This window comes from Synechococcus sp. LTW-G, assembly GCF_054459035.1.
In genome coordinates this window covers 1-12,563 of the sequence record NZ_JBTKYW010000013.1, presented here as the reverse complement: position 1 = coordinate 12,563, position 12,563 = coordinate 1, and the positions used below count along the sequence as shown (strand labels likewise).

At 62.7% G+C, this 12,563-nt stretch carries 16 protein-coding genes and 1 tRNA gene; 10 read left to right on the top strand and 7 right to left on the bottom strand.

The genetic code is table 11. The features are described from left to right. A partial coding sequence (locus ACXIQ9_RS12465; protein ID WP_459016833.1) for a tetratricopeptide repeat protein occupies positions 1-587 on the bottom strand: 587 nt, incomplete at its 3' end. A gap of 38 nt (positions 588-625) precedes the next feature. Here ACXIQ9_RS12465 and ACXIQ9_RS12460 point away from each other — a divergent pair. After that, a complete protein-coding gene (locus ACXIQ9_RS12460) occupies positions 626-1,285 on the top strand; it encodes a DNA-3-methyladenine glycosylase (protein WP_459016834.1) in 660 nt (219 codons plus the stop codon). Positions 1,286-1,311: 26 nt separating this feature from the next. After that, a complete protein-coding gene (locus ACXIQ9_RS12455) occupies positions 1,312-2,313 on the top strand; it encodes an aspartate carbamoyltransferase catalytic subunit (protein ID WP_247476290.1) in 1,002 nt (333 codons plus the stop codon). 1 nt (position 2,314) lies between these two features. On the opposite strand, the gene ACXIQ9_RS12450 is transcribed toward ACXIQ9_RS12455, so the two are convergent. The 4 genes from ACXIQ9_RS12450 to ACXIQ9_RS12435 form a co-directional block, all read right to left on the bottom strand. Then, positions 2,315-2,557, bottom strand: a complete 243-nt coding sequence (locus ACXIQ9_RS12450) for a DUF565 domain-containing protein (RefSeq protein ID WP_459016832.1) — start codon at positions 2,555-2,557, stop codon at positions 2,315-2,317. 195 nt (positions 2,558-2,752) lie between these two features. Continuing rightward, the gene (locus ACXIQ9_RS12445) at positions 2,753-2,953 is read right to left on the bottom strand and encodes a hypothetical protein (RefSeq protein ID WP_010314552.1); all 201 of its coding nucleotides are present in this window, start codon (positions 2,951-2,953) and stop codon (positions 2,753-2,755) included. A gap of 103 nt (positions 2,954-3,056) precedes the next feature. Continuing rightward, positions 3,057-3,218, bottom strand: coding sequence for a PCP reductase family protein (locus ACXIQ9_RS12440; protein ID WP_010314554.1), 162 nt, complete (start codon positions 3,216-3,218; stop codon positions 3,057-3,059). A gap of 32 nt (positions 3,219-3,250) precedes the next feature. Continuing rightward, positions 3,251-3,323 (bottom strand) — tRNA-Ala (locus ACXIQ9_RS12435). A gap of 54 nt (positions 3,324-3,377) precedes the next feature. On the opposite strand from ACXIQ9_RS12435, the gene isiD reads away from it, so the two are divergent. Both isiD and coaBC read left to right on the top strand, forming a co-directional pair. After that, positions 3,378-3,593: a protein IsiD gene (isiD, locus tag ACXIQ9_RS12430; protein WP_010314555.1), complete on the top strand. Its 216-nt coding sequence runs from the start codon at positions 3,378-3,380 to the stop codon at positions 3,591-3,593. After that, complete coding sequence (coaBC, locus tag ACXIQ9_RS12425) at positions 3,583-4,836, top strand: bifunctional phosphopantothenoylcysteine decarboxylase/phosphopantothenate--cysteine ligase CoaBC (protein WP_459016831.1); 1,254 nt, start codon at positions 3,583-3,585, stop codon at positions 4,834-4,836. Before isiD ends, coaBC begins: the two co-directional genes overlap by 11 nt. Here the strand turns inward: coaBC and ACXIQ9_RS12420 are convergent. Beyond that, on the bottom strand, positions 4,819-5,157 hold the full coding sequence (locus ACXIQ9_RS12420; RefSeq protein WP_010314559.1) for a hypothetical protein: 339 nt from the start codon (positions 5,155-5,157) through the stop codon (positions 4,819-4,821). The two genes, coaBC and ACXIQ9_RS12420, sit on opposite strands and share 18 nt — an antisense overlap. Before the next feature lie 142 nt (positions 5,158-5,299). On the opposite strand from ACXIQ9_RS12420, the gene ACXIQ9_RS12415 reads away from it, so the two are divergent. The 5 genes from ACXIQ9_RS12415 to ACXIQ9_RS12395 all read left to right on the top strand — a co-directional run bounded on the left by ACXIQ9_RS12415 (position 5,300) and on the right by ACXIQ9_RS12395 (position 10,670). Beyond that, on the top strand, positions 5,300-6,121 hold the full coding sequence (locus ACXIQ9_RS12415; protein WP_010314562.1) for a photosystem II manganese-stabilizing polypeptide: 822 nt from the start codon (positions 5,300-5,302) through the stop codon (positions 6,119-6,121). A gap of 113 nt (positions 6,122-6,234) precedes the next feature. Further along, positions 6,235-7,404: a sulfate adenylyltransferase gene (gene sat, locus ACXIQ9_RS12410; protein WP_459016830.1), complete on the top strand. Its 1,170-nt coding sequence runs from the start codon at positions 6,235-6,237 to the stop codon at positions 7,402-7,404. A 49-nt stretch (positions 7,405-7,453) separates the two neighbouring features. Then, complete coding sequence (ftsH3, locus tag ACXIQ9_RS12405; protein WP_010314566.1) at positions 7,454-9,298, top strand: ATP-dependent zinc metalloprotease FtsH3; 1,845 nt, start codon at positions 7,454-7,456, stop codon at positions 9,296-9,298. After that, a complete protein-coding gene (locus ACXIQ9_RS12400; RefSeq protein ID WP_459016829.1) occupies positions 9,273-9,971 on the top strand; it encodes a bifunctional 4-hydroxy-2-oxoglutarate aldolase/2-dehydro-3-deoxy-phosphogluconate aldolase in 699 nt (232 codons plus the stop codon). Before ftsH3 ends, ACXIQ9_RS12400 begins: the two co-directional genes overlap by 26 nt. A gap of 39 nt (positions 9,972-10,010) precedes the next feature. After that, positions 10,011-10,670, top strand: coding sequence for a hypothetical protein (locus tag ACXIQ9_RS12395; RefSeq protein WP_247476284.1), 660 nt, complete (start codon positions 10,011-10,013; stop codon positions 10,668-10,670). A gap of 7 nt (positions 10,671-10,677) precedes the next feature. On the opposite strand, the gene aroC is transcribed toward ACXIQ9_RS12395, so the two are convergent. Beyond that, the gene (gene aroC / locus ACXIQ9_RS12390; RefSeq protein WP_010314571.1) at positions 10,678-11,766 is read right to left on the bottom strand and encodes a chorismate synthase; all 1,089 of its coding nucleotides are present in this window, start codon (positions 11,764-11,766) and stop codon (positions 10,678-10,680) included. Between the two features lie 59 nt (positions 11,767-11,825). Between aroC and nth the strand changes: the two genes are divergently transcribed. Then, a complete protein-coding gene (nth, locus tag ACXIQ9_RS12385; RefSeq protein WP_296418768.1) occupies positions 11,826-12,479 on the top strand; it encodes an endonuclease III in 654 nt (217 codons plus the stop codon). The last annotated feature ends 84 nt before the right edge of the window (positions 12,480-12,563 follow it).

The window sequence follows — 12,563 nt, the reverse complement described above, 5'->3', positions numbered from 1 at the left end:
TTGAGTTGAAGAGTAGTGTTGTAGGAAGCAATGGCAGCGTCTAGGTTGCCCTGCTCCTGGAGAGCATTGCCCAGGTTGTTGTGAGCGTCTGTGTAGTTGGGCTTGAGTTGAAGAGCGGTGTTGTATGAGGCAATGGCAGCGTCTAGGTCACCCTGCTCCTTGAGAGCAATGCCCAGATTGTTGTGAGCCTCTGTGTAGTTGGGCTTGAGTTGAAGAGCAGTGTTGTAGGAGGCAATGGCAGCGCCTAGGTCACCCTGCTCCTTGAGAGCATTACCCAGGTTGTTGTGAGCGTCTGGGTAGTTGGGCTTGAGTTCAAGTGCTTTGTTGAGGTTGGTTATTGCTTCTCCTAGCCTGTGCTGCATCAAGCAGATCGCCGCCAGATTTCCATAGACAATGTGATTTCTTGTTCCAGCGGCAATCAGGTCTCTATAAATCGCTTCTGCTTCTTGAAGTTTCCCTTGATTGATGAGTGCAACAGCCTGTTGTTCTTTTGCGGCTTGCTCCCCAGAACTCTTGGTGATCTGCTGCTTGGGGGCTGCTGCTGGCTTGGCAGAGAACCCAGTGCCACTCCGCTTGGGCTTGCCCACGCCGCATCACCTGCTTGACGCCAATCTAAGAAAGCCCCATCGCCAAAGCCACTCCCATAGCCACCCAGCCCATCACCCAAGACTTCCCAGCCCTCCCCCAAGCCTTCTTCGCCCGCCCTGCCGAGCTGGTCGCCCCCGACCTCATCGGTTGCCTGCTGGTGAAACGCCAAGAGGACGGCAGCTTGCTTTGGGGCGTGGTGGTTGAAACCGAGGCGTATTCCCAGGACGACCCCGCCTGCCACGGTTTTCGCCGCCGCTCCCCAAGCAACGAAACGCTCTTTGGTGAGCCAGGGCGTTTTTATGTCTATGTGAGCTATGGCATCCACCACTGCGTGAACGTGGTGACCCATAGGGCTGACTGGGCCAACGGCGTTCTGCTCCGTGCCCTGGCGATGCCGGGGGAGCCGGAGCGGATTGCCGCGGGTCCGGCCCTGCTGGCTCGCCGCTTTGGCCTGGACCGCAGCCATGACTGCTGCCCCAGCAGCCCTACGCAGGGGCTTTGGCTGGCCCCTCGCTTGCCAGAGCTAAGTGAAGCGGAGCTGGTTCAAACCACCCGGATCGGCATCAGTCAGGGGCAGGACTGGCCTTGGCGTTGGTACCTCCGCAGCAGCCGCAGTATCAGTCGACGTGCCAAGGGAGATCGCAATCCACCTCTGGCCCAGGCCTGGGACGTGGCCTCTTGCGTCATGGGCTTCTAGCCTGCAGTTGACGCTTGCCTCAGACCTTGAGCGACTGGACCCACCGCCATGTGCTGGATCTGGCGGCCTTCTCGCTTGAGGACTACACCACTGTTTTAGAGCTGGCCCAGCGGTTTCGGGCGATGCCCACCAGTGGCGCCCGCAAGCTGCCAGCCCTACAGGGCAAGCTCGTTACCACCCTGTTTTTTGAGCCCAGCACCCGCACCCGCAGCAGCTTCGAGCTGGCGGCAAAACGGTTGTCGGCCGATGTCCAGAGCTTCTCTCCCTCCTCCAGTTCCCTCAGTAAAGGGGAGAGCCTGCTCGACACGGTGCGCACCTATGTGGCCATGGGAGCTGACTTACTGGTGGTGCGTCACCGCTGCACCGGGATTCCCGCCTCGTTGGCCCACGACCTTGACCTCAGCGGTGATCGTGTGGCGGTCTTAAACGGTGGAGACGGCCTGCACAGTCATCCCAGCCAGGGACTGCTGGACCTGTTTTCCCTGGCGCGTCAGTTCAACCCCGAGAGCCCAACGCCTGAAGCGCTGCGGGGCCGGCGGATTGTGATCGTCGGCGACATCCTCCATTCCCGTGTGGCCCGATCGAACCTCTGGGCCCTGACCGCCTGCGGCGCCGAGGTGGTGCTCTGCGGGCCCGCCACCCTGCTGCCGCAGGCCTTTGAGCAGTTCGTGGATGCCCCGCCGCCTGGGCAGGCCAGCGACCCAGTCGCCAAGCGGGGCCGCATCCGGATCGAGCGCGATCTCGATCAGGCCTTGGTCGGCGCCGATGCCGTGATGACCCTGCGCCTGCAGAAGGAGCGGATGAACCAAAACCTGCTCACCAGCCTCGAGAGTTACCACCGCCGTTTCGGCCTCACCCATGGGCGCCTGCAGGGCAAGATTCCTGTGCTCCATCCCGGTCCGGTCAACCGTGGGGTCGAGATGAGTGGTGCTCTGTTGGATGACCCGGCGCTCTGTCTGGTGGAGGAGCAGGTCACCAACGGCATCCCGATTCGGATGGCCCTGCTGTATCTCCTGGCCGCCGGTTAGCTCAGAGCAGCTTGAAGCCTTCCAGCAGCAGGCCATAGCAAAACCCCACCCGGCTCATGTCCAAGAGCTGTAGCCCCAAAGGGTTACTGGTGTTCCGCAGCAGTGGGCCCCTAAGGCGAATCGCGGCTTCGATCGCCAACACGCAGAGCAGGGCGGCTGGGGGATCCAGAAAGGAGCGCGCGCCCGTGAGGGTGGCGATGGCATTCCCCAGGAAGAAGGTGCTCAGCAGCACGATCAGCAGCACCGAGAGCCGTCGCCAGGGATTGCTCGCCCAGCGCTCTAGGCGCGGCCAGGCTCCACCCAGGTTGCGCTGCAGCCTGGTGCGCTGAGGTGGGGGCGTCAGGGTCAGGGGGGGGCGGTGTGGTCTGGTTGCCTTGAGGTTTACCGCAGGGGCATTAAAAAAGCCCGGGTATCCCCGGGCTGAGTGGATCAGCTGACTTCAGCTGTCGGCATCTTTGGCTTTGCGGCTGCCCTTGCCTTCCAGCAGTTCCAGCAGTGCCTCCATCTGGGCCATCACGCCCCGCACCTCGCCGGCTTCAGGCAGGAGACCGTCTTCCATCACGCCTTGATGCATCTCGCGCAGTTCTTGGCGGATGTAACGCAGGTGGCTCACCACTTGCTCGCGCTTCGACTGCGACATGAGCGGGAAAGGTCTCGAAAGCTAAACCCTTTTACCCCATCGCCCTTTAGCAGAGACTTGGCCGCAGCCAGCCCGTCAAACCCCACAAGGGTGGATCGCGGCCCTACTTCTGGCCGAACTTGGCCTTGGCGTCCTCGAAAAAGGCTTCGTCGATCACATCCAGTCCAGCCTCGTTGGCCATCCCTTCAATCCGTTTGCGGGCGGCTGGGCGCACAAAAAAAGGGATCTCCTTGAGCTTGGCCTCTGCTTCTGGTTTCCAGTTCATGGCCAGATCCGCACAGGGACTTCAAGGGTGGATGGAGAATAGGGGACTCGAACCCCTGACCTCTGCGGTGCGATCGCAGCGCTCTACCAGCTGAGCTAATTCCCCTAAAGACCAGGAAGAATCCTTGTCCTGGCCAGAACTTATCAGTCTTCAACGGCCATGACCGCTTCCCCTTCCATCACCCCTGAGTTGATCGCTGCCCAGACCGAGGCCTCGATGGAGGAACTGGGGCGACGTTTGGATCAGGACGACTACCCCAGTCCGTTTGCGGCCTTGAACGATTGGCACCTGCTCCGTGCCATCGCCATTCACCGTCCGGAGTTGGCGCGGCCCTACGTGCACCTGGTGGATCAAGAGCCTTTCGATGAGGACTGAGTCCTTGGCTGATCCCCTCAAGGGGCGTCGCGTTCTGGTCGGGATCAGCGGCAGCATCGCCGCGGTCAAGCTCCCGCTGGTGGTCAGTGCTTTGGCCAAGCGCGGCGCCGAGGTGCGTTGTGTCCTGACCCCCAGCGCTGCGCAACTGGTCAGTCCGGTGGCCCTGGCCAGCCTCAGCCGTCAGCGCTGCTATCTGGACGCCGACCAGTGGAGTCACACCGCCGCCCGCCCGCTGCATGTGGAGTTGGCCGAGTGGGCAGAGCTGGTGCTGCTGGCCCCGTTGTCGGCCACCAGCCTGGGCCGCTGGGTCTACGGGCTGGGCGACACCCTCCTGGCCTCTCTGCTGCTGGCCACGGAAGCGCCAGTCCTGGCGGCTACGGCGATGAATACAGCCATGTGGTCTTCACCGGGGGTCAGCCGCAATTGGCAAAACCTCCAGGACTTCGAGCGGGTCTTGCCCTTGGGGCCCGCCGCCGGACTGCTGGCCTGTGATCGCGAAGGGGCTGGGCGGATGGCCGAGCCTGAATCCCTGCTGCTGGCGCTGGAGTCGCTGGCGCTCTGGGGTTGGCAGCGCGATTGGCAGGGACGCCGGCTGCTGGTGAGTGCTGGCCCCACCCGCGAGTGGTTTGATCCAGCCCGTTGCATCACGAATCCCAGCAGCGGTCGCATGGGGGTCCTGCTTGCCCAGGCCGCTCGTCTGCGCGGGGCTGAGGTGGATCTGGTGCATGGGCCCCTCCAGCTCGAGCCGGCTTGGCTCGATGGTCTGCACTGCCATCCGATTGAGACCGGAGCGGAGCTGCAGGCGTCCCTCGAGGCGCTTCAGCCCAAGGCCGATGCGATTGCGATGGCCGCGGCTGTTGCGGACCACCGCCCGAAGCAACGCTTCAGCCACAAACCCGACAAGCAGGACCTAGCGCTGGCGATGGAGGCGGGTTGGGAGCCCATCCCGGATGTTCTGCGGGGACTGGTCGAGCGCCGTCCGGCTGGGCAAGGGATTCTCGGCTTCGCGGCCCACACTGGAGACGTGCTGCCTCAGGCCCAGGCCAAGTGGGCTCGCAAGGGATGCGATCTGCTCTTCGCGAACCCGATTGATCGGCCGGGAGCAGGATTTGGTGACCTGACCAATGAGGGCTGGATCCTTGGCCCTGGTGAGGCGGTTCAGCGGGTTGAACCGATGGGCAAGCTCGCCTTGGCGCATCGGCTGCTGACCGCTCTGGCGGCCTGTTCAGGCGGCCATGGCTGAATCGTCGTCGTTCTGAAGCAGATCCATAAAGGTGCGGAGCTGCAGGCGGGGGATGTAGGGCCAGCCGCCGCTTTTCTCCATGCCCTTCAACAGGTTGAAGAGCTCGCCGCGATCAGAAGGGAGGCTGGAGCGGAAGGCACCGTCCTGGATCGTGCGGTGCAGCTCCTCGAGCCGGCGCAGCAGCAGGAGAAGGGCCTGTGCTTCACCATCCACCTCGGCGGCCAGCTCTTCGAGGCTCTCCAGCTCTGAGCTCAGGCGGGCTTCCCAGTCGCCTCGGACCAGGCTCTCGTCGATCTGTGTGGTGGTGCTGGCGTCGCTCATAAAGGAATTCAATCGGCCGCTCTCGCATACAGGTTGTTGAGAGCCGCGACATGGTACGCGGAATGGGCGTTTTGCACCGGTAGTATCCCGATCGGGCGTACCCCAATCCCTGAGGTTTTCCCCGCCAGACCGGTTTCTCCCCATGCGTTTCCGTCCTTTGCTGGCCGTCGTGCTGGCCCTTTGTTTGACCCTCGTGACCGCTTGCAGTGGCGGCGCGAAGGCTATTGATCGGGCTGATCTGACCTACGACGACATCCACAACACCGGTCTGGCCAACGACTGCCCGACCCTTCCTGACTCCGCCCGCGGGTCCATCCCCCTCGACAGCAACACCAAGTACCAGCTTCGCGAGGTCTGCATGCACCCCGCTGAGGTGTACGTGAAGGGCGAGCCCGCCAACAAGCGTCAGGAGGCCCAGTTCGTGGCCACCAAGATCCTGACCCGTTTCACCACCAGCCTCGACCAGGTCTACGGCGATCTGGCCGTGACCGGTAACGGCATCAACTTCAAGGAGCTCGGCGGCATCGACTTCCAGATCGTCACCGTGCTGCTGCCCGGTGGTGAGGAAGTGCCTTTCACCTTCTCCTCCAAGGAGCTCGACGCCACCGCTGATGGCGCCGCCATCAGCACCAGCACCGACCTCAACGGTGCTTATCGCGTTCCCAGCTACCGCACTTCCAACTTCCTCGATCCCAAGGGTCGTGCACTGACCACCGGTGTTCAGTACGCCCAAGGTCTGATTGCTCTGAACGGTCAGGACGATGAGCTGGCCCGTGAGAACAGCAAGCGCTACATCGACGGCACCGGTGAGATGAACCTCTCCATCACCAAGGTGGATGCTTCCACCGGTGAGTTCGCAGGCGTCTTCACTGCTGTTCAGCCCTCTGACACTGACATGGGCAGCCATGACCCTGTCGACGTCAAGATCGTTGGTCAGCTCTACGGCCGCCTCGAGAAGGCCTGATCCCCTTCCCGGTCTCAGAACGTTTGATTAGGGGGCTCTTCGGAGCCCCCTTTTTTCATGGTTTCCCGAGTGCTCTGGGAGAATCGCCGGCATTGGATCCATCCCTCGCCGCCATGACCTCCGCAGCTGCAGCAACCCGTTCGGGTTTGATCGCTCCCCACGGCGGCACCCTTGTGGACCTGCGGGTGCCTGCCGATCAGCTTGATGCGCTCAAGGCCGGCGTGGATCACGTTGTTGAGTGCTCCGATCGCAATGCCTGCGACGTCGAGCTGCTGATGGTGGGTGGCTTTTCGCCGCTGCGCGGCTTCATGCACCAGGACGACTATCTCTCGGTGGTGGAGAAGAACCGCACCACCAGCGGCCTTCTCTTTGGTCTGCCGATCGTGATGGATACCGATCGCGAGGACATCGCCGTCGGCCAAAAGCTGCTGCTGACCTATCGCGGTCAAGAGCTGGCGGTGATGACGGTCGAGAGCAAGTGGGAGCCCGACAAGGCCCGTGAAGCCGTCGGTTGCTATGGCACCTCCTCCCTGGAGCACCCTGCCGTGAAGATGATCGCCACCGAGCGCGGTCGCTTCTACCTGGGTGGCTCGATCCAAGGCCTGGAGCTGCCCGAGCGTGTCTTCCCCTGCAAAACCCCGGCTGAGGTGCGCGCCAACCTGCCTGAGGGCGAGGACGTCGTGGCCTTCCAGTGCCGCAACCCGATCCACCGCGCCCACTACGAGCTCTTCACCCGGGCCCTCGATGCCACCAACGTGAGCGATCAGGGCGTGGTCCTGGTGCACCCCACCTGCGGACCGACCCAGGACGACGACATCCCCGGTGCTGTTCGCTTCCAGACCTATGAGCGCCTGGCCGCTGAGGTGAACAACCCCCGCATCCGTTGGGCCTACCTCCCCTACTCGATGCACATGGCTGGGCCCCGGGAGGCGCTGCAGCACATGATCATCCGCAAGAACTACGGCTGCACCCACTTCATCATTGGCCGCGACATGGCTGGTTGTAAGTCCTCCATCAGCGGTGAGGACTTCTATGGCCCCTATCAGGCCCAGGACTTCGCCCGTGAGAACGCTCCTGAACTGGGCATGGAGACCGTGCCGTCCTTGAACCTCGTCTACACCGAGGAAGAGGGCTACGTGACGGCTGAGCACGCCGATGCCCGCGGTCTGCACATCCGCAAGCTCAGCGGCACCCAGTTCCGCCAGATGCTGCGCGGTGGGGAGGAAATCCCCGAATGGTTCGCGTTTAAGAGCGTTGTCGAGGTTCTGCGTTCAGCAGCCTGAGTCCGGTTAACATTCCTTAATCACTGTCCTCGAACAAGCGGAGAAGCAAGTGAAGAAGCGCTGGCGCAATGCGGGGCTTTACGTCCTCCTAGCTGTAGTGGTGATCGCTGTTGGCACGGCCTTCCTGGATCGTCCTGATCCCGCCAATGCGCCGCGCACCCTCCGCTACAGCGACTTCGTCGAAGCCGTTGAAGCCAACGAGGTCTCCCGTGTGCTGATCGCTCCCGATCGGGGTACGGCCCAGGTGGTGGAGAACGACGGCCAGCGTGCCGTGGTCAACCTTGCCCCTGATAAGGACCTGCTGAAGCTCCTCGAAGGTCACAAGGTCGACATCGCCGTTGAGCCCTCCCGTCAGCCCCAGGCTTGGCAGCAGGCCATTGGTTCTCTGATTTTCCCCCTGCTGCTGCTGGGTGGCCTGTTCTTCCTGCTGCGCCGCGCCCAGGGCGGTGGCGGCAACCCTGCGATGAACTTCGGCAAGAGCAAGGCCCGGGTTCAGATGGAGCCCGAGACCCAGGTCACCTTTGGTGATGTGGCCGGTATTGAAGGGGCCAAGCTCGAGTTGACCGAGGTCGTCGACTTCCTCAAGAACCCCGACCGCTTTACCGCCGTCGGCGCGAAGATCCCCAAAGGTGTCCTGCTGGTGGGTCCTCCGGGCACCGGTAAGACCCTTCTGGCGAAGGCCGTTGCCGGCGAGGCCGGTGTCCCCTTCTTCTCGATCTCCGGTTCGGAGTTCGTCGAGATGTTCGTTGGTGTGGGCGCCAGCCGCGTTCGTGACCTGTTTGAGCAGGCCAAGAAGAACGCCCCTTGCATCGTCTTCATCGACGAGATCGACGCCGTCGGTCGTCAACGCGGCGCTGGACTCGGCGGTGGCAATGACGAGCGTGAACAAACCCTCAACCAGCTCCTGACGGAGATGGATGGCTTTGAGGGCAACACCGGCATCATCATCGTCGCGGCCACCAACCGCCCTGACGTTCTGGATGCAGCACTGATGCGTCCCGGTCGTTTCGATCGCCAGGTGGTCGTCGATCGCCCGGACTACGCCGGTCGCCTGCAGATCCTTGGGGTCCATGCCCGCGGCAAGACCCTCTCCAAGGACGTTGATCTCGACAAGATCGCCCGCCGGACCCCTGGCTACACCGGCGCTGATCTCGCCAACCTCCTCAACGAAGCCGCGATCCTGGCGGCTCGTCGTCAGCTCACCGAAGTCTCCATGGACGAGGTGAATGATGCGATTGAGCGGGTCATGGCTGGTCCTGAGAAGAAGGACCGGGTGATGAGCGAGAAGCGCAAGCGCCTTGTGGCCTATCACGAGGCCGGTCACGCCTTGGTTGGCGCCCTGATGCCCGACTACGACCCGGTGCAGAAGATCTCGATCATTCCCCGCGGTAACGCTGGTGGTCTGACCTTCTTCACCCCCAGTGAAGAGCGCATGGAGTCCGGTCTGTACTCCCGCGCCTATCTCCAGAACCAGATGGCTGTTGCCCTGGGTGGCCGGGTTGCCGAAGAGATTGTCTACGGCGAAGACGAAGTCACCACCGGCGCCTCCAACGACCTCCAGCAGGTGGCCCGGGTGGCCCGTCAGATGGTCACGCGCTTTGGCATGAGCGATCGCCTCGGTCCTGTGGCCCTGGGCCGCAGCCAGGGCGGCATGTTCCTCGGCCGTGACATCGCAGCTGAGCGTGACTTCTCGGAAGACACCGCGGCTGCGATCGATGAAGAGGTCAGCTTGCTGGTGGCAGAGGCCTACAAGCGGGCGATCGCCGTTCTCAACGGCAACCGCAGCGTTCTTGATGAGCTCGCTGAGATGCTCGTTGAGCGCGAGACGGTGGATGCTGAGGATCTGCAGGAGCTGTTGATCCGCAGCGATGTCCGAGTTGCTGAATACGTCTGAGGTCTTCGCCTCAGATCCCTCTGGGCTTCTCAGGGGATTGCACCGCCAGCCTGTGCTGGCGGTGCTTCGTGTTTCTGAGCGTCAGCAGGCCCAGCAACAACTGAACCTGCTGGTTGAAGCAGGTCTGCGCCATGTTGAGCTGGCGGTTGCGCTCACTCCAGCCTGGGTTGAGTTGGCGATCGAGCTGCGCCAGTCCTTTCCATCACTGCGCCTGGGCGCTGCGTCGGTGCGATGCCTGAAGGGATTGGCGGCGGCTCAATCCGCCGGTTTGGCCTATGTCGTCTCGCCCATCCTTGAGCCTGAGGTTTTGGCGAGAGCCCAACAGGCCGGGGTCACCTTGATTCCTGGTGTCTACACCCCGTCGGAAGTGGCACGGGCTCAGGCCTTGGGTGCTCCCGCGGTGAAGCTTTTCCCGGCCAGCAGTCTGGGTCCGAGCTATTGGAACTCGCTTGCAGGACCCCTGTCGCCATTGCCCTATTGCATTGCGGCAGGAGGGTTGTCAGCCCTGGATGCACGTCTCTGGTTGGAGTCTGGGGTCGATGCGGTGGCCTTGGGAGGGAGCTTGTTTGAGACGTCTCAAGGCCCACAGCAACCCCTGCAATTGCGGCCAGGGTTGACGGCGCTGCTGGCATGGCTCGAGCAGCGCGCCAATGGCGACTTGTTGTCAGGTTGAGTCCAGAGTGTTACTCATGGGATAGACGTCTTTCGACCTATGTCTCAACTCACCATCAAGTTGAGCGATAAAGCTGATGCTCTGATCGCTCAGCTCCAAAAGGAGATTTTCAATCGCCGCCGCAAGAAAGTCTCTGCAGCTGGGGTCGTCGAGACCCTGGTTGAAAGCGGAGCCAAGTCGCAATCCGACAAGCGTTTCGCGACCTCTTGGAAAAACCTCATTTCCGACATTGAGAAAGCGGCCAAGCTCGCCAATGCCCATGGCGCCAAGCCCGCAAACCTCTCGGATGCGGAATGGGCTCTGATCCTGAGCCACCGCAGCCGCAGCACCATCAGTAAAGCGGCGCCCAAGAAAGCCGCCCCCAAGAAGACCGCCGCCAAAAAGGCATCGGCAACCACCACCAAGCGGGCTGCCGCCAAGGCCAAGCCTGCGGCGAAAGCCACAGCGGTGAAGAAAGCGGCTCCGAAGAAAGCTGCGAGCACTGCCGCGAAGGCCAAGCCTGCCGCTGCCGCGAAATCCAAGGTTGCGCCCAAGGCCAAGCCGGTTGCGAAAAAAGCAGCACGCAACCCGGTGAAGAAGACCGGGGCCACCCGCGGTGGCTCAGTGGCGAAGCGGATGGCGAAGGCCGTCGGCCGTTTGGGTTCCGCACCCTCGACCAACGGCAACAACGGCGCTGCTCAGCTGACCAGCCTGCGTTGATCCGCTCTCACCAGAGGCTGCACTGACCCTGCTGCCGCAGCAGGTGATCAGCCAGTACAAGGGCGACCATCGCCTCCACCATCGGTACGGCCCTGGGCAACACGCAGGGGTCGTGCCGACCTTTTGCTTCCAGGGTCGTGGCCTCACCCCGGGCATTGATCGTTTGTTGGGCCTTGCGGATCGTGGCCGTTGGCTTGAAGGCCACGCGGATCACGATCGCCTCGCCGTTACTGATTCCTCCTTGAATTCCGCCGGAGTTGTTGGTGGCGGTGTGCAGGCTGCCATCTCCAGTGGGCAAGAACGCATCGTTGTGTTCGCTGCCCTTGAGCAAGGTTCCGGCAAACCCGGAGCCGATCTCAAAGCCTTTCGTGGCCGGTAGGGACATCACCGCCTTGGCCAGATCGGCCTCGAGCTTGTCGAAGACGGGCATGCCTAGGCCGGCGGGCACGCCGCGAACCACACACTCGATCACGCCACCGCAGGAGTCCCCTTCCCGACCGATGGCTTCGATCCGCTCGATCATCCGCTCCGCAACAGCGGCATTGGGGCAGCGCACGATGTTGCTTTCGACGGCCTCAAGGGTCACCGCTGCTGGATCGATCTCGGCCTCGATGTCATGAATGCGTTTGACCCAGGCCACCACCTCTGTGCCGTGGGCTTTGCTCAGCAGCTGCTTGGCGATGGCCCCAGCGGCGACCCGACCGATCGTCTCCCGCGCTGAGGCGCGCCCGCCACCACTGCGGGCCTGGATGCCGTATTTCGCTTGGTAGGTGGCATCGGCGTGGGAGGGGCGGAAGGCCACCTCCATCTCCTTGTAGTCCTGGGGACGCTGGTCTTTGTTGCGCACCACCATCGCGATCGGGGTGCCGAGGGTGACCCCATCGAGCAGACCACTGAGGACTTCCACCCGATCGTCTTCTTTGCGGGGGGTTGTGATCTTGCTTTGGCCTGGTTTGCGTCGATCCAGCTCGGCTTGGATCGCCTCGAGGTCGAGTTCCAGTCGCGGCGGACAACCCTCCACAATCACGCCAACCCCGCCGCCGTGGGATTCGCCGAAGGTGCTGATGCGGAAGAGATCGCCGAAGCTGCTTCCCATGGGCTGAGTGCGCTGATGCGAGCCTACAAACTGGGCTTTGGTTGCAGCAGCGTTCGGTCTTGAGGAAGCAGGAGCGCGCGGCGCTGATCATGCAGCGCCTTGAGGAGCATTACCCCGAGACGCCGGTCCCGTTGGACCACAGCGATCCCTTCACCCTCTTGATCGCTGTCTTACTCAGTGCCCAGTGCACGGATAAGAAGGTCAACGAGGTCACGCCAGCCCTCTTTGCGGCTGGAGCAACACCCCAGGCCATGGCGGCGCTGCCTGAGTCCGAAATCCTGGGCCACATCAGACAGCTGGGCTTGGCGAAAACCAAGGCTCGCAACGTCAAGCGTCTCGCGGAGCTCCTGCTGGAGCGCCATGGGGGTGAGGTCCCCGCCAGTTTTTCAGCCCTCGAGGCGCTGCCGGGGGTGGGTCATAAGACCGCCAGCGTGGTGATGGCTCAAGCCTTCGGGGTCCCGGCCTTTCCCGTGGACACCCACATCCACCGCTTGGCTCAGCGCTGGGGCTTGAGCAGTGGCGTCAGCGTGGCTCGCACTGAAACGGATCTCAAGCGGCTGTTCCCCAAGGATGCCTGGAACAAGCTGCACCTGCAGATCATTTTTTACGGCAGGGAGTTCTGCACGGCTCGTGGTTGTGATGGGCGGGTCTGTCCCCTCTGTCAGGAGCTCTATCCCAACCGCCGTCGGCCTGTGATCTGGACCAAGGCCTAGCGCCCCCCCAACAAAAAGCCCCCTCTTGCGAGGGGGCTTCTGGTTCAACCGAGATTGAACCGTTTGGTTTGAGGATCAACCTCA